We start from the raw sequence: 22,206 nt of genomic DNA, 5'->3' as shown, positions 1-22,206 counted from the left end.
TCTATCGTTAAATGCTAAACCGCTAGATGAATGGACGACTTATCGTTTAGATAAAGAAGCATTACAGGCATTAAATGAAACAAAATAAAATGTAAAAAGTAACTTTTTGCAAGTTTTGAATTAAAAGCATGTTTGACATGCTTTTTGTCATTTAGTTGTAATTTATGATAGAATGATTATAATAAAGATATTAAGATGAAATAGGATGATTATAGATGAAAAATATAGTTTTAGGAATTTTAGCTCATGTTGATGCAGGAAAGACAACACTTACAGAAAGCATGCTTTATTTAAGTAAAACAATTAGACAATTAGGCCGGGTTGATCATGGTGATGCGTATTTGGATTATAATGAACAAGAACGTGATCGTGGTATTACTATTTTTTCTAAAGAAGCCATTTTTAATTATAATGATGTACAAATTACTTTGATTGATACGCCTGGACATATTGATTTTTCTACTGAAATGGAAAGAGCTTTACAAGTGCTAGATTATGCAATCTTAGTAATTAATGGAACTGATGGTATCCAATCACATAGTGAAACGATTTGGCAGCTGTTAAAACATTATCAAGTACCAACATTTATCTTTGTCAATAAGATGGATATTGCTTTAAAAGATAAAGAAAGTTTAATGAATGAAATTAAGTCGCGTTTAAGTGAACAATGTTATGATTTTGATAATCAGGATGATGATTTTTTTGAAAATATTGCTTTAAATAACGAAAGCTTATTAGATTATTATTTAAACCATCAAACCATTTCTAAACAATTATTAGCTGACGAAATTGCAAATCGACAATTATTTCCAGTTTATTTTGGTTCCGCTTTAAAACTATCGGGAATTGATCATTTTTTATTGGAATTTACTAACTATATTACCTTTAAACAATACCCCAAACAATTTGGTGGACGAGTGTACAAGATTAGCCATGATAAACAAGGCAATCGTTTGACGCATTTAAAAATAACTGGTGGCAGTTTACAAGTTAAAGAAACGATTTTACCTGATGAAAAAATAGATCAAATTAGAATTTATTCTGGGACCAAATACCAATTAGTAAACCAGATTGAAGCTGGAAGTATTTGTAGTGTTACGGGATTAAAAAAAGTCCAGGCTGGACAAGGTTTAGGATTTGAAAATGATTTGACTAAACCGGTTTTAGGATCCTATTTAGATTATCAGATTATCTTACCAGAAGATTGTAATAAGCATAAAATGTTAGAAAACTTATCGTTACTTTCTCAAGAAGATCCGCAGCTGCACATAGTTTATGAACCAAATTCACAAGAAATTCACATTCAGTTGATGGGAGCAATTCAAATAGAAGTATTAAAAAAATTAATCTATGATCGTTTCAATACTAAAGTAGAATTTGCTTTTGGAAAAATTCTTTATCAAGAAACAATCTTAGAACCAGTTGAAGGAGTAGGGCATTATGAGCCATTAAGGCATTATAGTGAGGTTCATCTGTTATTAGAACCAGGACCAGCCGGTAGTGGCTTACAGTTTGCAATAGATTGTAAAGAAGATCAGTTGGCAATTAATTATCAGCGCTTAGTACTAACTCATTTACAAGAAAAACAACATTTAGGGGTTTTAACTGGTTCACCAATTACAGATATGAAAATAACTTTGATTGCTGGAAAAGCTCATTTAAAACATACTGAAGGTGGTGACTTTCGAGAAGCAACTTATCGAGCTGTTCGTCAAGGGTTAAAAATGACCAAGTCAGTTTTATTAGAGCCTTACTTTAATTATCGTTTAGAAATTCCTGCAAGCTGTTTAAGTCGTGCTATTTATGATCTTGAAACAATGGATGGTACTTATAAAATTATTGAACAAACAGATGAAACAACGATGCTTGAAGGCCAGGCACCAGTAAGAAAGATGCAAGAATATCAAAATGAAGTAATTAGCTATAGCCAGGGGAAAGGACGAATATTTTATCAGTTAGCAGGATATTTTCCTTGTAAGAACCAGGATGAAATCGTTGCGTTAAGTAATTATGACAGTGAAGCCGATCTAGAGAATCCAACCGGGTCTGTATTTTGTAAACATGGTGCTGGTTTTAATGTCCGCTATGATGAAGTGGCAAATTATATGCATTTACCATATCGTCAAAAGATGAAAACTACTATTCTTGATAAAAGTAATAAAAGCAACAATACAATTATTGATGAAGATGAAGAGTTAGAAGCTATCTTTAGACAGACTTACGGTCAAAGTAAACGATATAATGGTAATGAAAAAAAAGAAAAGCCATTAGTTACACCAGCTAGTTTTAATTACAAGCCTGAATGCATTTTAGTAGATGGCTATAATGTTATTCATTCCTGGCCTGAGTTAAAAGAATTGGCTAAAGATAATTTGGATAGTGCTAGAATGCGTTTGATTGATTTGATGTGCAATTATCAAGGTTATAAAAAATGTATCTTGATTTTAGTTTTTGATGCTTATAAAGTAAAGAATAATTTAGGGACAACAGAAAAATATCATAATATTTATCTTGTCTATACTAAAGAAGCCCAAACGGCTGATATGTATATTGAACGAACTACTCATGAACTTGCAAGTAAATATAATATTACTGTAGTAACATCTGATGCCTTAGAGCAGTTAATTGTATTAGGTCATGGTGGTAAACGAATTTCTTCAAGAGAATTATATCTGGAAGCAACCAAACTAGATCAAGAAAAATTAGAAGAATATCGTCGCAAACAAAGATCCGGTGGTAATAATTTATTAGCGGATATTAAAAAGTTTAATTCTAAATAAGGAGAGATTTATGGCAAAAACAAATAAATATAATTTAAATTATATTGGTGGTATTGATGAATATAAAAAAAGAACAATTTATACTTTAAATATTATGGATGATGGTTTTTCGGTTGACGGTTTATTTAAAAAGAAAAAATTTTCTTATAGCCAGGTAGTTGAAATTAAATATGGTGAAATTGATGTTTTAAAAGAAACATCAGATATTGTAAGAATGTTATTATTTGATCAAGTTGCTTTGCTGGATCTACGAAATAATCGTAAAATTAAATATTGTTTAATGATCCAGTTAAAAGAGCGTACAATTTTGTTTGCTGAACAGTTTGATGTTTCATTAAAAAATGCTTATGCAAACTTATTAAATAAAGTTAATCTGGCCAATAAATAAAATGAGTAATCGCTGTGATTACTCATTTTCAATTTGATTTTTTTTATCCAAATAACGACCGACTTGTTTAGTAATTAAAACTAAAATAGGGATACAAATAATGATCGTAATACCAATTATTTGTATTAACTGGGCATTTAATGGATGCATTTCCAATAATGGCCAAAAAATCGGTGTTGATAAGATAAAACCAATAATATCAATAATCAAGACACAACCACGATACCAGTTAAGCGGCTGATAAATTCGATAAATCATATGAATTGAGATAAAGGCCGTTGTAAAATATAAAATAGTAAATGTTTCTGCCAGTGATAAATCTAAAAACGGTGCTAGTAATCTAATTGCGGCAACCGATAGGACAATCACTAAAGCATTAGGCAATGAAAAACGCATTGCATGATTACCAATTGATTCTTTTGGTTTATCAATATTACGTTCGAATAAAATCATAAATGAAGGGAATCCTTCAATAAACATATCTAATAAAGTCATCTGGAACGGAATAAATGGATAAGGAATATTAATTGCAATTGATAATATCGATAACAAAATAGTATAAATTGTTTTTAAATAGTACATTGATGCTGAACGAGTGACATTGTTAATAACCAAACGTCCCTCACGCACTACTTCAACTAATGTATCTAGTTTACCGTCAATAATGACAAACTGGGAAATTTGTCTAGCTATATCAGAACCAGATCCCATAGCAATTGATACATCAGCATCTTTTAAAGCTAAAACATCATTGACCCCATCACCAGTCATAGCAACTTTTAATTTATGTTTTTGTAAAAATAAGATCATTTTATGTTTTTGAAAAGGGGTTGCCCGGCCAATAACATTATAATTTAAAATTGCTTCTTCTAACTGCTGGTCAGTTGTTAAAGTGGAAGCATCGATATAATTTTTAGCATTGGCAACACCGGCCTGATGGGCGATTGCACTTACTGTAGCTGGATTATCACCAGAAATTACTTTAACCGCAACATCATTATCACTAAAGAATTTTAACGCTGAATGAGCATCTTTTCGAATTGGATCTTTGATAATGATCAATCCTAAAGGAACGGTTGCAAACAAAGTATCAGTTAATTTTGATAAACTTTGATGATGTCCAACAAGTAGAACTCGTGCACCACCTTGCTGCATTTCAATGATCCGCTTACTTAATTTTAAATCTGGTCTAATAATTTCAGGAGCACCAACAATAATGGTTCCTACCGTTTCTAATTTGGCAGCACTCCATTTACGAGCTGAAGAAAAAGCAATCCGATCAAGTGTCTGGTACTGAGGCGAATCACTAAAATATTTTTTTAACGTTTTAAAAGTAACATTATTATCAAGCGATCCAGCAACAAATGAACTCATTATTTGATGGAAATCAAAGTTAAATGGATTTTTTAATTCAATGACTTCTTCGATTTCCATTTTACCTTCAGTTAAAGTTCCCGTTTTATCTAAACATAAAACATCAATTCTCGATAATGTTTCAATACTAAACATTTCTTGAACTAAAGTATTTGATTTTCCTAACTTGACAACACTTGCTGCTAAAGAAACACTGGTTAATAAAACTAATCCTTTTGGCAACATTCCTAACAGGGCAGTTGCTGTATTAATAATGGTACTAGTAATACTTTGATCACGAATAATATACGCTTGATAGAGCATTAAAATACTTAATGGTAAAACTAAATAACTAGTATAACGGGTAACTTTATTAAAAGTATTTAATAAGACAGAATCAACCGGTTTTCGACTGCGAGCCTGATCGGTAATTTTATTTGCATAATTGTCTTTTCCTACATGTTCAATTTTACAATAACAAGCACCACTTAAAATGAAGCTGCCGGATAATAAATGATCTCCAGGCTGTTTATAGATTGGATCAGCCTCACCAGTTAATAGTGACTCATCAACTTCAACACAGTTTTCAATTATAATTGCATCAGCACTTATTTGATTACCAGTTTCAAAATAAACAATATCATCCAAAACTAGTTCTTCATTATCAATGGCTTCCATTTTACCATTTCTGATAACCTTTGTTTTTGGAGAAACAATCAAATTAAGCTTAGCAACCATATTTTTAGATTTTATTTCTTGACGCGCACGAATATAAGTATTAGAAATAACGACGACAACAAAAAATAAACTAGAATAAGCTTTAACAGCTATCAAAGCAACAGCAATTATAAAATTATAAGCATTAAATAAATTGAAAATATGACTTATTATAATTTCTAAGTTACTTTTTACTTTCGGTTTAAAAGCTACATTTACTTTTCCTTCAAGAATACGTTGTTCAACTTCTTGGGAATTTAAACCAGATAATTTTTTCATAAATCGACCTCATTAATATTTTGTTATGTTATTACTATAGTATAATAACATTGTATCATAAAAATTCTACCATAAAAAAACTAAAATATAGCTTAAATTTTCTTAAAATTAGAATTCTACAATAAATAATATTCTACAATAATAGATATTGAATTACAAGTAGCAAAGATGTATATGTATAAGTTGATTATCTTATGGTATAATCCAAGTGGTTAAGGAGGGATGAAGGTGAGTGATATATATGAATATTTAAAATGGCGCGGTGATTTGTCAATGAAACTTGAACCATTTAATGAAATTGACAGTCTAATATTAAGTGAACTTGTCTATGTGGATTTTAAAACTTGCGCACCTTCATTTTTAAGTGGTCAAGCATTGTCATTGGCTGATGTTGCTCATGATTTTTTTATCAATAATGATGAAAAAGAACTGCTAGATAGATTTTCTTTTATCAAAGAATCAATTAATTTATTAAAAGTGCTTGCTAAAACAGCTAGATTTAAAAATATTAAATTATCTAATTATTTAAGTGAACTAGATTACCAAAATGTTAAACAATTTGCAGCACTTACTTTTAAGTTGGAAGATGGGACTGTTTATATCGCTTATCGAGGAACTGATGATACGATTTTAGGCTGGAAAGAGGATTTTCAAATGACTTATTTATATCCAGTTCAATCCCAAATTAGAGCTGGTGAATATTTAGAAAAGATCGCTAGAATCAATTTTTCTAATTCGTGGGTTGAAACAATAATAAATCGCCCCTTAAATAGCAGTTTATCAAAAGCAATTTATCAATATTGTAAACATAAATTATTTGGTGTTCCAATCATACTTGGCGGACATTCAAAAGGGGGTAATTTAGCTGTTTATGGAGCTAGTGTTGTAAGCAAAAAGATTCAAAAACGAATTCAGACAATTTATAATTTCGATGGTCCTGGTTTTACTGCTGAAATGATCAAGCAAACAAATTATCATCTGATTGCTAATAAAATCAAAAAATATATTCCTGAAAATTCTGTTTTTGGGATCATGCTCAAAAGTTTAGAAACACCTGTGATAGTTAAAAGCAATGCCAAAGGTTTAATGCAACATAGCGGCTTTACTTGGCAGGTAAGTAGTAAAAAATTTGTTACGGTAGAAAATTTAAGTGAAGAAAGTCTAGCTATGAATGAAGCGTTTAAAGCCTGGCTATCAAAAATAGATTTAGATACGCGAAAAAATGCTGTTACGGCTGCTTTTTCTATTTTAGAAGCATTGGATTTAAATACGATCGATGATCTTAGTGAAAAGAGTTTTGTTCATTTGATCAATGGTCTAAAAGAATTTACCAGTTTAAAAGGTGAGGCTAGAACGGCTATCATTCAGTTTATTAAAACATTAATTATTGAAAGCAATAACTATCAAAAATACTACCGAAAAAATAATCATCACGATGAAAATTCACAATAAATTAATATTTAATCTTTATACTATGACTATATTTTGAAAAGAGGGTTAGTTATGAAAAAATGGCAAGAATCTTTGTATCGGTTTATGTCGGGAAGATATGGATCTGATCAGTTGAATATTTTTTTATTAATTGCAGCAGTTGTTTTATTATTTTTAAATATCTTTGTTTTAAAAAGTGAAATTGTATCAATTATAAGCTGGCTACTGCTGATTTTAGAAATTTTTAGAACTTATTCTAGAAATATTTATAAAAGACGTCAAGAAAATGAAAAATTTTTAGCACTTATCAATCCATTTAAAAAACAATATTTAGTTTTTAAAAATAACCGTAACGATAAGGAACATAAATATTTTTTATGTCCTAGTTGTAAACAGCTGGTTCGTGTACCAAAGGGAAGAGGAAAGATTACAATTACTTGTCCTACTTGTAAAACTCGATTTGATAAAAAAAGTTAAAGGAAGAATTTTAAAATTCTTCCTTTACTCTTTGCAAGTGTTTAACTAATACTTTAATAAAACTTTCTAACTGATCTTGATCATTTTGATCAAAACGATCATAGCTGGTTGAATCAAGGTCTAAAACACCATAAAGCTTATCAGCAACTAAAATTGGTAAAACAATTTCACTATTAGTAGCCGTGTCACATGCAATATGATCAGTAAACTCATGGACATTACTTACACGAATTGTTTTAAGATTAGTAGCGCAGGCACCACAAACACCACGATCAAACGGTATAACTGTACAAGCAGTTTTACCTTGAAAAGGGCCTAAGATCAATTTATCATCTTTACATAAATAAAAACCAGCCCAAGAAACATCATCCATTGCTTCTTTGATAAAAGCAGCAGTATTAGCTAATAAAGAGATTTCATATTGAATATTTTCTAATAAACTATCTAATTGTTTTTCATTCATTTTTATCACCAGGTTATATTATACAGTATTTTTTTATTTTGGGAATAAAAGTTTCGAAACTGGAAAAAATATTGATAGATTAATCAAAGGAGAATACAAATGAAACGAATATTAAATGTTTTTTTAAGTTTATTAATTGCTTTTACATTTACAATTAGTTTATCTGGCTGTATGAATAATACTAAAAATAATGAAAGTAATGAGCAAAATAGTGAAGAGATGGCTGATAATAATGATCTAGCAACAATTGACGATGATATTGAAGAACGTTTTAACGGCGATTATACTGTTAATCAAGAAGATGTTACAGAAGCGGTAACTTATATTAATGAAAATATTGATAATATCAAGGATAAAGACGTTGCTAAAAAAATCTATGAACATAGCAGTTATTTAGAAAAGGCAGCAAGTACCGGAAATGTTGATGATTCCAATCGGATTAAAGATTTAGCAGTTACAAGCAAAGAATATGCAAGTAATGTTTATAATGCTAATGATGATGAAGTTGATGGAATTATTGAAGAAGGAAAAGAAAAATTTGATAATTTTAAAGATGATTTTAAAAACGGAATTGATTCTTTTGTTGATGATTTCATGAAATTTTTCTAATTAAAAGATAGAGGACACAGCCTCTATCTTTTAGTTTTGATTTAGTAAATAATAAGCAATACTGCTATAAATGATCGTACCTTTCAACAAGACTTCTTCATTAAAATCATACGTTGGATTATGCGGAGCAGCGGCTAGATCGGTTGTTAATTTCATATAAGTTCCAATACCATTATGAGCTTGTACTGTTGCCAGCATATAAGAAAAATCATCACTGCCATCTAAAGGGCTTAGATCTTTTTTTGGAACTTTAATATTTTTGATATGTTCCTGGCAGACATGACGGATAATGTCCATCATCTTTTTATCGCATTCTAAAGCATAAGCTTTGCCCATTTCCTTAATTTCTACAATGGTATCATGCATTAAAGCACTGCCATGAATAATATCACGAGCATATATTTCCATATAAGTATTTAATTCAGTCGTTTCGCCACGAACCTCAATTTCTAATTTAGCTGTTTCTGGAACAACATTACGACCGGTCCCGGCATGAACAGTTCCAACATTAACTCGAGTACAGCCATCACTGTTTCTAGGAATTGAGTGTAGATTTAAGACACATGATGCAGCTGATAGAAGGGCATTTTTACCAAATTGAGGCATGCCGGCAGCGTGAGAAGAAACGCCATGATAAGTAACATCTAGTTTAGTAGTTGCAAATGTTTCGTTCATTCCTAAAAAAATATCACTATCATGATGATTATCTTCATAAGTCCAAATATGACCAGCAAAGATATAATCGACATCATTTAAAATACCGCTTTCGCAAACACATTTAGCACCGCGAACACCTTCTTCAGCCGGTTGAAAAATTAATTTGATCGTACCATGTAACTGTTCCTTTATTTGTGCTAATATTTTTGCTACAGTTAATCCCATTGCGGCATGACCATCATGGCCACAAGCATGCATTGCACCAGGATTGCAAGATGCAAAACCTTCTTTAACTGGTAAATGTTCATAAGAATCATCTTCGTTGATACTTAAAGCATCAATATCAAAACGGATTGCCACTGTAGGACCAGGACCATTTTTTAAGATACCGGCAACTGCAGTAAAACCGTCTTTAACTTTTTCTAAATAGTCTAAATCGGCTCCCTGGGCAATTGCGCGTTTATAACTTAAATTTAAAACCCGTTTACTTGGTAGACCCATTCGTCCTTCATCGCGCATTATTTCTTTTCCAGCTAAAACTTGATACCCCAAATCATCAAGTTTTCTAGCGATAATTGAAGCGGTCCGAAATTCTAACCAGCCTCTTTCAGCATACTTATGAAAATCACGTCTTGTTTTAACAGTATCTTGATAATACATTGTTGCAAGTGATTTTATTTTGTCATACATAGTCCTCTCTCTCCTTTAGTATATTTTAACATTTAATCAAAAAAAGGTTAAGGATTTTACTCATTAACCTTTAGTAATTTCGAATGTTTTTGCAAACGACGATATAAAAACTTAAGACCTTTATATAAATATTCAGAGATTTCAACAAAAGCAGGTGTAAAAGCAACTAACCCTAATAAAATAATCATCCAGTTAAAACTAATATCTTTTAATTCCAAAATATTTTGACCAACAATCAATGCAATATAATAACAAAGCTGGGTAGTATAAATAATAACTTTACGATAAAGTGATAAAGGTCGATAAACTTTCAATAAAGCAATACTATAATTCCATCCAGTAAATAAAATACAAATAGTTGATAGCATTTGTGAATTATAACCTAGCATCAAGCCAATATTAGTAATTAAGGTTGCACCGATAGCAATCGTAAGCGCTGACGGGAAAGCGTTCTTAGTTACTTTTTCTAAAAAGCTGCCTTCAACTCGTTGAAAGTTAGCTTCATAAGTTAAAAAGAAAGTAGGAATTCCCACACCACAAGCACTAATAATCGACAACTGTGAAGGAGCAAATGGGTAGGCCTGACCAAAAATAATCGTTGTAATTGCTAAGATAGTTGAAAAGATCGTTTTGATCAAAAACATTGACGCTGACATTGAAATGTTGTTAATTACTCGTCGTCCTTCATCAACAATATGAGGCATTGCATCAAAATTATTATCTAATAGTACAAGATTAGCTGCATTTTTAGCTGCATCACTACCAGAAGCCATAGCAATCGAACAATCTGCTTCTTTAAAGGCAAGTACATCATTTACACCATCACCAGTCATAGCAACAGTATGCCCCAGTTCTTTTAATAAAACAACCATTTCTCTTTTTTGTTGAGGAGTTACCCGCCCAAAAACTGAATATTGTTTTAATGCTTCTAACATTTCGTTTGCATCATTTAATAATGAAGCATCACAGTACAAATCAGCTTTTTTCAAACCTGCTCTTTTGGCAATAGAAGCAACAGTAATAGGATCATCACCAGATATAATCTTCAAATCAACGCCTTGATCATAAAAGTAAGCTAGTGTTTCTTTAGCGTCTTCTCTAATTGTATCACTCAAAATAACAATTCCTAATGGTGTTAAATCATCAGGTAATTTACTGTTTGAATCATCGATCATGATTTTACTATGTGCTAAAACTAAAACACGATAGCCTTGGCTAGCATAATCGCTACATTTTTCTTCAAGTAACTCATTGCCACCTGGAAATAAAAACTGATAAGCACCGATATAATAAGTTCCCTGATCATAAAAAGAAGTACCACTATATTTACGATCAGAACTAAAAGGAATAACATAATAAGGCTTAAAAGTATTAACTGGCATATAGTGTTCTTTTAACGCTTTAGATGTAACATTATCATCATCAAGTGAATGCATTAGATTTCCAATTATTTCATCTAGTTCTACATTGTTTACTTTAATATCAAATTCAACTTTAATCGTTCCTTCAGTTATTGTTCCCGTTTTGTCAAGACATAACACATCAACACGAGCTAATGTTTCAATACAAAATAATTCTTGAACTAGTGTTTGCTGTTTGGCTAGGCGCAAAATGCTGATGGTTAAAGCAACACTGGTTAAAAGCACTAATCCTTCAGGAATCATTCCAATAATAGCAGCAACAGTACTTACTACAGCACTGCTAAATTCTTGATGGGCATAGAAAAATTGTTTCAAAAATAATAAACCGCCAATAGGAAGAATGACAATACTAATATATTTTAAGATAATATTTAAACAACGATTTAATTCAGAATTATGTTTTTTAAGCTTTTTTGCTTCTTTTGTGATTTGATTCATGTAACTATCTTCACCAACATGAATTACTTTGCATATTCCTCTACCGGAAGTAATAAAGCTTCCAGAAAACAGTTTGTCGCCATTTCGTTTTAAAACCGGATCAGATTCACCAGTTAACAATGATTCATTAGTTTCCATATAACCGTCAATTAAAACACAATCGGCAGGAATTTGTGTTCCGGTTGATAAGACCAGATAATCATCTAAAACGATTTTATCAACTTCGATTTCTTGAATTTCATCATCTCGAATTACATCAACATGTGATGTAGTTAAGATTGATAGACGATCTAAGGTTCGTTTTGCTTTGATTTCTTGATAAATTCCAGCAATCGTATTAATAAAGATAATAAAGATAAATAATGTATCTTTATATGAGTTTACAAAAACAATTAAAGCAAATAAACTAACATTTAAAATATTAAAAAAGGTAATTGTATTATCTAAAAATATTTGTTTATATGATTTTGTAATTTTGTTATCTACGATATTTGATTTTCCATCATTTATTCTTTGAATAACTTCTTCATTAGTTAATCCGTGATATTCTTGATTATTTATTTTCATAAAATTCTCCTTTTTTCTATTTTATCTTAAATATTTATTTAAAACAATAACTACAAATATTAATTTAACTTAATCGTGATTTATATTTGCAAATTGATATAAAAAATTTAAAATATAGTATTGAGGTGATCAAATTGGAATTTAAATTAATAACAGCAAATGATCAACAATGGCAAGAAACAATTGAATACGCTAAAAAGTGCAACTGGAAAGCTGGAGCTTCGTTAGCTAAAAAAATGCATATAAATTATTTTGATGATTGGCAAAGAGTATTAATTGTTAAGGATAACGATAAAATCATTGCTTTTTGTACTATTAGTAAAAAAGATAGTATTGACAATGTAAGTTATTTTCCATTTATTGGTTATATTTTTGTTGATAGTAATTATCGTGGACAAAGATTGAGTCAAAAAATGATAGAGCAGGCAATTATATATCTAAAAAAATTGCATTTTAAAGCGGTTTATGTAGTTACTGATCATGAAAATTTATATGAGAAATTTGATTTTTATTTGTTTGATCTACAAAAAAACAAACACGGGAGTATAGAAAGAGTATATAAGAAAGATATTTAGTGCTATAGATTATAAATTAAACAGTAATTGTATACAATAAATTGTATACAATTTATTAAATAAGTGCTATAATAGTCCTACTTATATTTTTAGGAGGTGTTTGTATGAGTGAATTCATTGATAAATTTATTCAAAAAGCGCAATATAGCGACAATAAAATTGATAATGAATTGTATTCAAAATATGACGTAAAAAAAGGCTTAAGAAATGAAGACGGGACAGGGGTTTTAGTAGGTTTAACTAAGATTGCAGATGTTGTAGGATATAAAAAAGAAAATAATAAAAAAATTGATTGTAAAGGGGAATTATATTATCGTGGAATTGCTGTTTCGGATATCATTAATAAACGGCAGAAGGGTCAAAGATTTTTATTTGAAGAAACATGTTTTTTAATTATTTTTGGTTACTTACCTAATGAAAAAGAATTAGAAGCGTTTAAACAAGAAATTTCACAGCGGTATGAACTTCCGGCAAATTATTTGGAATCAAAAATTTTAGGTTTTCCATCTGAAAATCTAATGAACAAATTACAACAAGAAGTGTTAATGCTTTATTCATTTGATGATGATCCTGATAACATAACGCCAAAGGAAACAATGTATAAAGGATTAAATCTAATTGCTAAGATTCCTTCAATTGTTTGCTATGCATATCGAACTAAAGTGCATTATTTTGATAATGAAAGTTTATTTATTCATCATATTCGACCTGATTTATCAATTGCTGAAAATATTTTGTATTTGTTAAGAGATGATAAACAATTTACGGCTAAAGAAGCTGAAGTATTAGATATGTGTTTAGTTCTTCATGCTGATCACGGGGGAGGAAACAATTCAACTTTTACTAATGTCGTAATTAGTTCTACAGGTACTGATATTTATTCTAGTTTTGCTGGAGCGATTGGTTCATTGAAAGGTCCTCGTCATGGTGGGGCTAACTTAGCGGTAATGAATCAAATGCAACAAGTAATTGATCAAATTGGTTTAAATGCTAGTGACGAACAAATTAATGAAATTATTGAAAAAATTCTAGATAAACAATTTAATGACAATACCGGATTGATTTATGGAATTGGTCATGCTGTTTACACTTTAAGTGATCCTCGTTGTGAAATTTTGAGGGAACAATGTAAAGAATTAGCTATAGAGAAAAACCGAAAAGCAGAATTTGATTTCTATCATCGGTTTGAAAAAATGGCGATTGCAGCCATTGAAAAACGAAAAAATATTCATGTTTGTGCTAATGTTGATTTTTATAGTGGATTAGTATATGATATGTTATCAATTCCACGTGAACTGTATACATTAATGTTTGTTGTTGGTAGAACTGTAGGCTGGTTAGCTCATAATATTGAAAATAAATTATATGCTGATAAAATTATTCGTCCTGCCGCTAAATATGTCGGTGAAACAAGAGATTATGTTTCATTAAAAGATCGTTAAAGAACACAGCAGTGTTCTTTTTTCTTATTTAAAATGGTGTTATCTATAGATTGTGTTATAATAAATAGAAGATGTAGTGTAAAAGAAAGTGAGCTAATATAATGGATATTTCATTATTTTATCAAGAAAAAGGAACAGGAATTCCGTTTATTTTTTTACATGGTAACGGTGAAGATAGTAATTATTTTGCAAAACAAATTGATTATTTTTCTGACCAATATCATGTAATTGCTATTGATACTAGGGGACATGGAAAAACACCTAGAGGCACTAAGCCCTTTACAATTGAACAATTTGCCGATGATTTAAATGAGTTTATGATTAAATTAAAATTAGATAAAGCAATTATTTTAGGATTTTCTGATGGTGCTAATATCGCAATGAAATTTGTGATGAAATATCCTAATAAAGTAATTGCATTAATCTTAAATGGTGGAAATTTAGATGCAAGTGGTGTTAAAAGAAAGGTGCAAATTCCAATTGAAATTGGATATCGAATTACTAAAATATTTGCAAAAAAATCTAAAGAAGCAAAACACAATATGGAATTATTAAATTTAATGGTTAATCAGCCTAATATAAATGTCAAAGATTTACATCAAATAAATGTTTCTACTCTTGTAATAGCCGGAACTAATGATATGATCAAAGATAGTCATACTAAACAAATTGCTAAAAACATTAATAATTCAAAGTTAGTAATCATTAAAGGTGATCATTTTATTGCTAATAAACAGGCAACGGCTTTTAATGATGAGGTAGCTAAGTTTTTAAGAAAGGTTATATAAAAATTAAAATGGATTTTAGATTAGCAACTATGCAAGATTTGCCACAACTTAAAACTGTCTATCAAGATATAGTCTGTAATATGAATGATCATCAAATAGCGATATGGGATGATATTTATCCTTGTGAGTTCTTTAGTGAAGATATCAACAATAAGCGTCTTTATATCTTACTTGAAAGTGATGAAATTATTGCGGCATTTGCTTTATGTAATACTAATCAAGGTGAATCGTCAATAGAGTGGAAAAGTGAAAATCATAAAGTTTTATATTTGGATCGTTTTGGTGTCAATGTAAATTATTTAAACCAAGGAACTGGTACTTTAATGCTTAAAAAAGCGATGGAAGAAGCTAAAAGATTAGGTGCTCAGTATTTACGACTATTTGTTGTGGATATAAATAAACCAGCAATTAATTTATATCTCAAAAATGGTTTTACCAAGGCAAAAGGCTATTATGATGAAATTATTGATCAAGATTTGATCTTACATGAATATGGTTTTGAAATAGTACTTAATTAAAGTTTAATAGAAAGGGTGAATTAAAATTGGCAAGTTCAAATATCCAGGATGTTATCTGTAGTGATATTCAGACAGTTTGGAATGCTATTTTGGCTGTTGATAAATATCATTTATGGCGTAGTGATTTAAGTAAAACAAAAATTATCAATGAAAAGCAGTTTGTTGAGTATACAAAAGAAAATTATCCTACTCAATTTACTATTACTGTAATGGATCAATATAAACATTTAGAATTTGATATGGAAAATGGCAATATGAAAGGGCACTGGATTGGTAATTTTAGCACTATCGAAAACTTAACTAAAATAGATTTTACTGAAAATGTAATAGCAAAAAAATGGTATATGAAACCATTTGTAAAATCATATTTAAAAAAACAGCAAATCCTTTTTGTAGAAGATCTAAAAAAATATTTAAAAACAAAGTAAATAAAAACTACTGGCAGCCCAGTAGTTTTAATATGTCCTTATTTAATATGACGTACCCAACCGTATTTATCTTCTAAACGGCCCCATTGAATCCCAGTTAAAGTATCATATAATTTTTGAGTTAATTCACCAGTTTTAACATCATTGATTACAACTTCTTCACCTTTGTAATAAAGTTGTCCTACTGGAGAAATTACTGCTGCTGTTCCTGTACCGAAAGCTTCTGTCAATGTTCCATTTCTTCCAGCTTCCATTAATTCATCAATGCTTAATTCACGTTCTTCAACAGTATATCCCCAATCTTTTAAGATATGAATAATAGAATCACGAGTAACTCCTGGTAAAACAGATCCTTCTAATGGTGCAGTAACAATTTTTCCATCAATGATAAACATTACATTCATTGTTCCTACTTCCTCTACATATTTACGATGAACACCATCTAACCATAATACTTGAGTATAACCATGAGATTCTGCTTTAACTTGAGCAGCAATACTTGCAGCATAGTTACCACCACATTTAGTAAAACCAGTTCCACCTTTTACAGCTCGAACATATTCATCTTCAACCCAAATTTTAACTGGATTAACTCCTTCTGGATAATAATTTCCTACAGGTGAAAGAATAATTACAAAAGTATATGTTTTAGCAGGATGAACCCCAACACCAGCTTCACTAGCAAACATAAATGGACGAATGTATAATGATGTATCTTTAGCAGTTGGAATCCAGTCTTGTTCATATTTTACAATTGCTTCAACCGCTTCAACAAACATATCTTCTGGAAGTTCTGCCATACAAATACGTCTGTTTGAATTAATCATCCGGCGTGCATTCATTTCTGGTCTAAATAAAGTAATATTGCCATCTGGATCACGATATGCTTTTAATCCTTCAAATGTTTCTTGAGCATAATGTAGTACCATTGTTGCTGGATCCATTGGAATTGGTGCGTATGGTACAATTCGAGCATCATGCCATCCAGTTCCTTCAGTATAATCCATCATAAACATATGGTCAGTAAAATAGTTACCAAAACCTAAATTATTTTGATCAGGTTTTTCTTTAAGCGTCTTCGCTCTTTCAATTTTAATTTCCATTATCTAATAACCCCCTTAATTTACTAATAGTATACTCTTATTTTATTAGTGATACAAGATAGAATTTTGTTAAATGGCTATTATAATAAAGAAAATCATGCAAAGTAATAAATTATTTTAGTAAATAAGAATTTAATCTATTATAATATTTTACTACTTTAATTAAAAATAATTATAAGCTGTTGTTTAATATTACGCATAAAAATGTTAAAAATAAGCCATTTTGATATGTTGGTGTAATGATATACTTGATGTAGTCAAAAGAAATAATTAGCGCTAACTTTTTCTGGACGTTTAAAAAAGGAGGAAAAGTTATGAATTTTTTTAATAAGCTTCAAGCAGGCTTAGAAAAAGTAGTTGGACCATTTGCAGCAATGGTGGCAAACAGTAAATATATTAAAGCTTTGACAGAAGGTTTTATGTGCACTATGCCAATTACTTTAGGAGTAGCAGTTATAGCAGTTTTATCAAATTTACCGATCGATCCATGGATAGAATTTTTAAATAGCACTGGATTGTATGCTGTTGGACAAGAAGTCGTGTCATTAACTCTTTCATTATTGGCTATTTATGTAGTTGGTGCAATCGGATATTGTTTTACTAGAAACGAAGGAGAACAGGGGATTATTGGTGCAGTTATGGCTACGGCTGCATTTATTATCTTGATGCCAATTCAAACATTTACTGATAATACAGGTAGTTCTGTTACTTCACTAGCTACTGATTATATGGGTAGTGATGGAATTTTCTTAGCATTGATTTTAGGATTACTAATTCCTAGAATATACTGTTTTTTGATGAATAAAAATTTACGGTTAAAGTTGCCTGATTCAGTACCGCCAATGGTAAGTCAGTCATTAGCTCCAACATTTGTAGCGATGATTATCTTTACACTTGTCTTTATTTTAAAATGGGCATGTACATTTACACCTTATGGAAATGTATTTAATGTGGTTTCAACTATCATTGGTCAGCCAATTTCATATTTTGGGGCATCACCGATTTCATTGATCATTGTATTTTCATTAATGAATTTAATTTGGTTTTTTGGAATTCATCCAAATGCAATCTTGATGCCTTATATGCCAGTATTAATGATGGTGTCAATGGCTAATACTGAAGCATTTTTAGCTGGAAAGACAATGCCATATTTAGTTTTTGCCCTTGTTAGTACATGCGTTCAAATTGGTGGAGCTGGTAATACATTAGGACTTTGTATTGCAACATTATTTGCTAAATCTGAAAAATATAAAGCAATGCGTAAATTAGTAATTCCTGCAAATATTTTTAATATCAATGAACCGATTATCTTTGGGTTTCCAATTATGTTAAATCCTTTGTACATAATCCCAATGATTTTTTCACCGGCAGCTTCTGGATTAACGGCATGGTTTCTAGTTGGAATTTTACCAATTGAGTTTAATCCAACAATTTCTATGCCTTGGGTTACGCCAGGATTTATTACTACATTTTTCCAAGGTGGCATTTTCTTACTGCTATTATGGTTAATTAGTTTAGCAATTCATTTTGTAATGTATTTACCATTCTTTTTAATTGATGATAATAACGCATTAAAACAAGAACAAAATATGGAAACGGAGAACTAAAAGATGGCAAAAATACAATGTAATGTAATTTCGTATACACTAATGAGAACTGTTGATGTTGATATTATTTTACCAACAGTAACAATACCAGAAAGTTTATTGAATAAAGGAAAAATACATCATGATTATCATAAAAAATTTCCAGTTTTATATTTATTACATGGTTTTGGCAATAATCATGCGCAATGGTGTGGTTATACCAATGTAGAATTATATGCTGAAGAACGCCAAATTGCAGTAGTAATGATTTCTGGAGAAAATAAAAAATATATAGATCAAAATGAAGATTTATTTGCTGATTTTATCGAAAATGAATTACCTGAATTTATTGGACAAGTTTTTCCAATTTCTACTGCTAAAAAAGATAGTTTTATTGCTGGATTATCAATGGGTGGATTTGGGGCTTTATATCATGGGTTAAGTCATCCAGACAAATATAGTGCCATTGGGGCATTTTCACCAGGAATTAAGATGGAAGGCAATCCAATTGATTTATATGAAATTTTAGATCAATGCCAAGATAATATACCGATTTATATGACTTGCGGTGATCAAGATTTTCTTTATGATACAAATGTTGAATTTGTAAAAAAGGTGCAAGAAAAGGATTTAGATCTAACATGGATCAGTGTTCCTGGGTACGAACATGAGTGGCGGTTTTGGGATATATGCATTGAAAGATTTTTAGACTGGATCGAAAGAAGCGATTCGTATGCCAATGGAAAAAGAAAAATTTAGTAAAAGGAGAGAAGATAATGGTATTTCCAAATAAATTTTTATGGGGTGGGGCTACAGCAGCTAACCAATATGAAGGTGGTTATTTAAGTGGTGGTAAAGGATTGGCAACTGCTGATACTATTACTAATGGTGATAAACAGCAACCACGTCGAATTATTATAGAATTGAAAGATGGCACAAAAAAAGAAATTACTCGTTTTGAAGATATTCCTCAAGGAGCCAAAGCAATTGTTGATAAAAATACATATTATCCTAGCCATGTAGCAACTGACTTTTATCATCATTATAAAGAAGATATTGCTTTGATGGGGGAAATGGGCTTTAAAACTTTTAGAATGTCGATCAACTGGTCAAGAATTTTTCCTAATGGTGATGATGTAAACCCAAACGAAGAAGGGTTGAAATTTTACGATGAAATTTTCGATGAATGTCTTAAATATGGAATTGAACCATTAGTAACAATTAATCATTTTGATTTACCATTGCATTTAGCACATCAATATGAAGGCTGGTTAGATCGTAAAACAATCGATTTTTTTCTCAATTATTGTACAACTATCTTTAAACGATATAAAGATAAAGTTAAATACTGGTTAACTTTTAATGAAATTAATTTTTTAAGAGATTATACTACTTTAGGAATTTTAGAAGCTTCTAATCAACAAAAACTGCAACAGGCTATATATCATTTATTAATAGCCAGTGCTAAAGCAGTATATCTTGGACATCAAATCAATCCAGATTTTAAGATTGGATTGATGGTTGCAAATATCTTATTTTATCCAGAAACATGTAATCCCCAGGATGCTATTGCAGAAATGGAAATGGCGCGTGATTTTAAGGATTTTTATTATGATGTTCAATGTCGCGGTTATTATCCATCTTATAAATTAAAAGAGTTAGAAAGACAAAAAGTCACTTTACAAAAGGAAGATGGTGATGAACAAATTTTAAAAATGGGCACTGTTGATTTTATTTCATTTAGTTATTATAATTCGGCAGTTATTTCAACGCGAAGTGATACTGAAAAATCAGGAGGTAACCAGTTAGGCGGAGTAAAAAACCCTTATCTTGAAGAAAGTCAATGGGGCTGGCCAATTGATCCACAGGGATTAAGACTAGTATTAAATCGTTTATATGATAAATATCAGTTGCCGTTAATGATCGTTGAAAATGGATTAGGAGCAATTGATATAATCGAAGATGATGGTACGATAAATGACAATTATCGAATTGAATATTTAAGAAAGCATATAATTGAAATAAAAAAAGCGATTGAATACGATGGTGTTGATGTACTTGGTTATACCCCATGGGGATGTATTGATTTAGTTTCAGCAGGGACGGGTGAAATGAAAAAACGGTATGGTTTTGTTTATGTTGATATGGATGATTTAGGAAAAGGGACTTTAAAAAGAATTCCTAAAAAATCATTCTACTGGTATAAAAAAGTAATTGCAAGCAATGGTCAAGATCTTGATTGATAAGATAAATAGATAGATACTTATGAATATGTTAAAATGATTGTCGGTGATAAATATGCGATTAATTTTTGATGAAGAATATGAAGATATAGATAGTAGTATAAGAAATTACGATGATAATAAATATTGTTTATTTATTGATTCAGCAGGAAATAATATCCAAAATAGTATTATTGATGTACATTGGCACGAATGGTTAGAGATTGTTTATATTATTGATGGATATATGACAACTATCACTCCATCTGGTTCATTTGAAGTTAAAAATGGTGATATTATTGTAATTGGAATGCAAGCGTTACATAAAATGATTGGAAAGAAAGGGAATTTTCGTTTTCAATGTATGCATATTAATATTGGGTTTATCTTACAACATATGCCTTTAACAATACTGGCTGATAAAGTTTTTATGGTAGAAAATCGGACTAAATTTATTGATGTCTTTTCGCAAGTTATTTCTAATATGAATAAAAATGATATTGCTTCTCAGTTAGAGTACAAAGCAACTTTACTGTCATTATTATCCTTGTGTCTTTTAGAAAGCCGTTATGATAGTTCCCTGGATTCTTATGAAAATAATGATACTATTTCACGAATTTTATTTTATGTTAGTACTCATTATCGTGAAGATATTTCTTTACAGCACTTATCTAATCATTTTGGATATACAACGCAACATATCTCATTAATGTTTAAACGATATTTGAAAACTAATTATTATACCTACCTTACTAAACTTCGATTAGATCGAGCAAAATTTTTGTTGATGAGTTCGAATAAACGAATTATTGATATTGCCTATGAATGTGGTTTTTCAAGTGAACATGCATTTATCAATCATTTTAAAAAATGGTATTTAATGACTCCGTCAAAATACCGAAAACAAAATTATCGAACATGATTAATAGGGACTGCTTTGTTATCAAAGGGTCCCTATTTTATAGGAGGAAAAATAATGGAAAAGAAAGTATTAGTAATTGATGTAGGCGGAACTTTTATTAAATATGGTCTTATTAATAAAAAATGTCAGCTAACCAAAAAAGGCAAAATAAAAACTCCGTATGAATCAAAAGAACATTTTTTAAAAACTTTGCAAAATATTTATTTATCTTATAATAAAGATAACATTATTGGTATTGCTTTAAGCGTGCCAGGTAAAATTGATGTTGATCGAGGAATAATGATTACAAGTGGAGCTCTTGTTTATTTGAAAGGATTAGAATTAGCTAAAGAACTGTCAATTAGATGTGATA

Annotated in this window: 20 protein-coding genes; 15 read left to right on the top strand and 5 right to left on the bottom strand. The window is 30.2% G+C overall.

Annotated features, from left to right (window positions below; translation table 11 throughout):
• Positions 1-215 precede the first annotated feature (215 nt).
• Complete coding sequence (locus tag J7M77_RS13405; RefSeq protein ID WP_296879428.1) at positions 216-2,780, top strand: translation factor GTPase family protein; 2,565 nt, start codon at positions 216-218, stop codon at positions 2,778-2,780.
• A 10-nt stretch (positions 2,781-2,790) separates the two neighbouring features.
• The gene (locus tag J7M77_RS13400) at positions 2,791-3,168 is read left to right on the top strand and encodes a hypothetical protein (RefSeq protein ID WP_296879426.1); all 378 of its coding nucleotides are present in this window, start codon (positions 2,791-2,793) and stop codon (positions 3,166-3,168) included.
• Between the two features lie 18 nt (positions 3,169-3,186).
• Here the strand turns inward: J7M77_RS13400 and J7M77_RS13395 are convergent, their stop codons facing one another.
• Positions 3,187-5,517 (bottom strand): HAD-IC family P-type ATPase, encoded by a 2,331-nt coding sequence (locus J7M77_RS13395; protein WP_296879424.1) that lies wholly within the window; start codon positions 5,515-5,517, stop codon positions 3,187-3,189.
• Positions 5,518-5,745: 228 nt separating this feature from the next.
• Between J7M77_RS13395 and J7M77_RS13390 the strand changes: the two genes are divergently transcribed.
• The gene (locus tag J7M77_RS13390; RefSeq protein WP_296879422.1) at positions 5,746-6,969 is read left to right on the top strand and encodes an Mbeg1-like protein; all 1,224 of its coding nucleotides are present in this window, start codon (positions 5,746-5,748) and stop codon (positions 6,967-6,969) included.
• A gap of 51 nt (positions 6,970-7,020) precedes the next feature.
• Positions 7,021-7,425, top strand: a complete 405-nt coding sequence (locus J7M77_RS13385) for a hypothetical protein (protein ID WP_296879420.1) — start codon at positions 7,021-7,023, stop codon at positions 7,423-7,425.
• A gap of 10 nt (positions 7,426-7,435) precedes the next feature.
• On the opposite strand, the gene J7M77_RS13380 is transcribed toward J7M77_RS13385, so the two are convergent.
• Positions 7,436-7,888 (bottom strand): GAF domain-containing protein, encoded by a 453-nt coding sequence (locus J7M77_RS13380; RefSeq protein ID WP_296879418.1) that lies wholly within the window; start codon positions 7,886-7,888, stop codon positions 7,436-7,438.
• A 99-nt stretch (positions 7,889-7,987) separates the two neighbouring features.
• Here J7M77_RS13380 and J7M77_RS13375 point away from each other — a divergent pair, with 99 nt between their 5' ends.
• On the top strand, positions 7,988-8,497 hold the full coding sequence (locus J7M77_RS13375; protein ID WP_296879416.1) for a hypothetical protein: 510 nt from the start codon (positions 7,988-7,990) through the stop codon (positions 8,495-8,497).
• A gap of 30 nt (positions 8,498-8,527) precedes the next feature.
• Here the strand turns inward: J7M77_RS13375 and J7M77_RS13370 are convergent, their stop codons facing one another.
• The gene (locus tag J7M77_RS13370; protein WP_296879414.1) at positions 8,528-9,844 is read right to left on the bottom strand and encodes an amidohydrolase; all 1,317 of its coding nucleotides are present in this window, start codon (positions 9,842-9,844) and stop codon (positions 8,528-8,530) included.
• 56 nt (positions 9,845-9,900) lie between these two features.
• Complete coding sequence (locus tag J7M77_RS13365) at positions 9,901-12,270, bottom strand: HAD-IC family P-type ATPase (protein WP_296879412.1); 2,370 nt, start codon at positions 12,268-12,270, stop codon at positions 9,901-9,903.
• 134 nt (positions 12,271-12,404) lie between these two features.
• Between J7M77_RS13365 and J7M77_RS13360 the strand changes: the two genes are divergently transcribed.
• From J7M77_RS13360 to J7M77_RS13340, 5 genes are all read left to right on the top strand, one after another.
• Positions 12,405-12,845: a GNAT family N-acetyltransferase gene (locus tag J7M77_RS13360; RefSeq protein WP_296879410.1), complete on the top strand. Its 441-nt coding sequence runs from the start codon at positions 12,405-12,407 to the stop codon at positions 12,843-12,845.
• A gap of 104 nt (positions 12,846-12,949) precedes the next feature.
• Positions 12,950-14,287, top strand: coding sequence for a citrate synthase (locus J7M77_RS13355; protein ID WP_296879408.1), 1,338 nt, complete (start codon positions 12,950-12,952; stop codon positions 14,285-14,287).
• 101 nt (positions 14,288-14,388) lie between these two features.
• Positions 14,389-15,075 carry an alpha/beta hydrolase gene (locus J7M77_RS13350; protein WP_296879406.1) on the top strand — a complete coding sequence of 229 codons (687 nt, stop codon included), beginning with the start codon at positions 14,389-14,391 and terminating at the stop codon, positions 15,073-15,075.
• An 8-nt stretch (positions 15,076-15,083) separates the two neighbouring features.
• The gene (locus tag J7M77_RS13345; RefSeq protein WP_296879404.1) at positions 15,084-15,593 is read left to right on the top strand and encodes a GNAT family N-acetyltransferase; all 510 of its coding nucleotides are present in this window, start codon (positions 15,084-15,086) and stop codon (positions 15,591-15,593) included.
• Between the two features lie 26 nt (positions 15,594-15,619).
• Positions 15,620-16,021, top strand: coding sequence for an SRPBCC family protein (locus tag J7M77_RS13340; protein WP_296879402.1), 402 nt, complete (start codon positions 15,620-15,622; stop codon positions 16,019-16,021).
• A 38-nt stretch (positions 16,022-16,059) separates the two neighbouring features.
• Here J7M77_RS13340 and J7M77_RS13335 read toward each other — a convergent pair whose 3' ends face one another.
• Positions 16,060-17,124 carry a branched-chain amino acid aminotransferase gene (locus J7M77_RS13335; protein WP_296879400.1) on the bottom strand — a complete coding sequence of 355 codons (1,065 nt, stop codon included), beginning with the start codon at positions 17,122-17,124 and terminating at the stop codon, positions 16,060-16,062.
• 314 nt (positions 17,125-17,438) lie between these two features.
• On the opposite strand from J7M77_RS13335, the gene J7M77_RS13330 reads away from it, so the two are divergent.
• From J7M77_RS13330 to J7M77_RS13310, 5 genes are all read left to right on the top strand, one after another.
• Positions 17,439-18,731, top strand: a complete 1,293-nt coding sequence (locus tag J7M77_RS13330) for a PTS transporter subunit EIIC (RefSeq protein WP_296879397.1) — start codon at positions 17,439-17,441, stop codon at positions 18,729-18,731.
• A gap of 3 nt (positions 18,732-18,734) precedes the next feature.
• A complete protein-coding gene (locus J7M77_RS13325; RefSeq protein WP_296879396.1) occupies positions 18,735-19,469 on the top strand; it encodes an alpha/beta hydrolase-fold protein in 735 nt (244 codons plus the stop codon).
• A 17-nt stretch (positions 19,470-19,486) separates the two neighbouring features.
• Positions 19,487-20,953 (top strand): glycoside hydrolase family 1 protein, encoded by a 1,467-nt coding sequence (locus J7M77_RS13320; RefSeq protein WP_296879394.1) that lies wholly within the window; start codon positions 19,487-19,489, stop codon positions 20,951-20,953.
• 55 nt (positions 20,954-21,008) lie between these two features.
• On the top strand, positions 21,009-21,854 hold the full coding sequence (locus J7M77_RS13315; protein ID WP_296879392.1) for an AraC family transcriptional regulator: 846 nt from the start codon (positions 21,009-21,011) through the stop codon (positions 21,852-21,854).
• A 54-nt stretch (positions 21,855-21,908) separates the two neighbouring features.
• The coding region (locus J7M77_RS13310) for an ROK family protein (protein ID WP_296879390.1) at positions 21,909-22,206 on the top strand (298 nt) is incomplete at its 3' end.

Origin of the sequence: Thomasclavelia sp., from assembly GCF_017889095.1 — a bacterium.
Lineage (GTDB): Bacteria > Bacillota_I > Bacilli_A > Erysipelotrichales > Coprobacillaceae > Thomasclavelia.
This window is presented reverse-complemented; position numbering and strand designations above follow the sequence as displayed.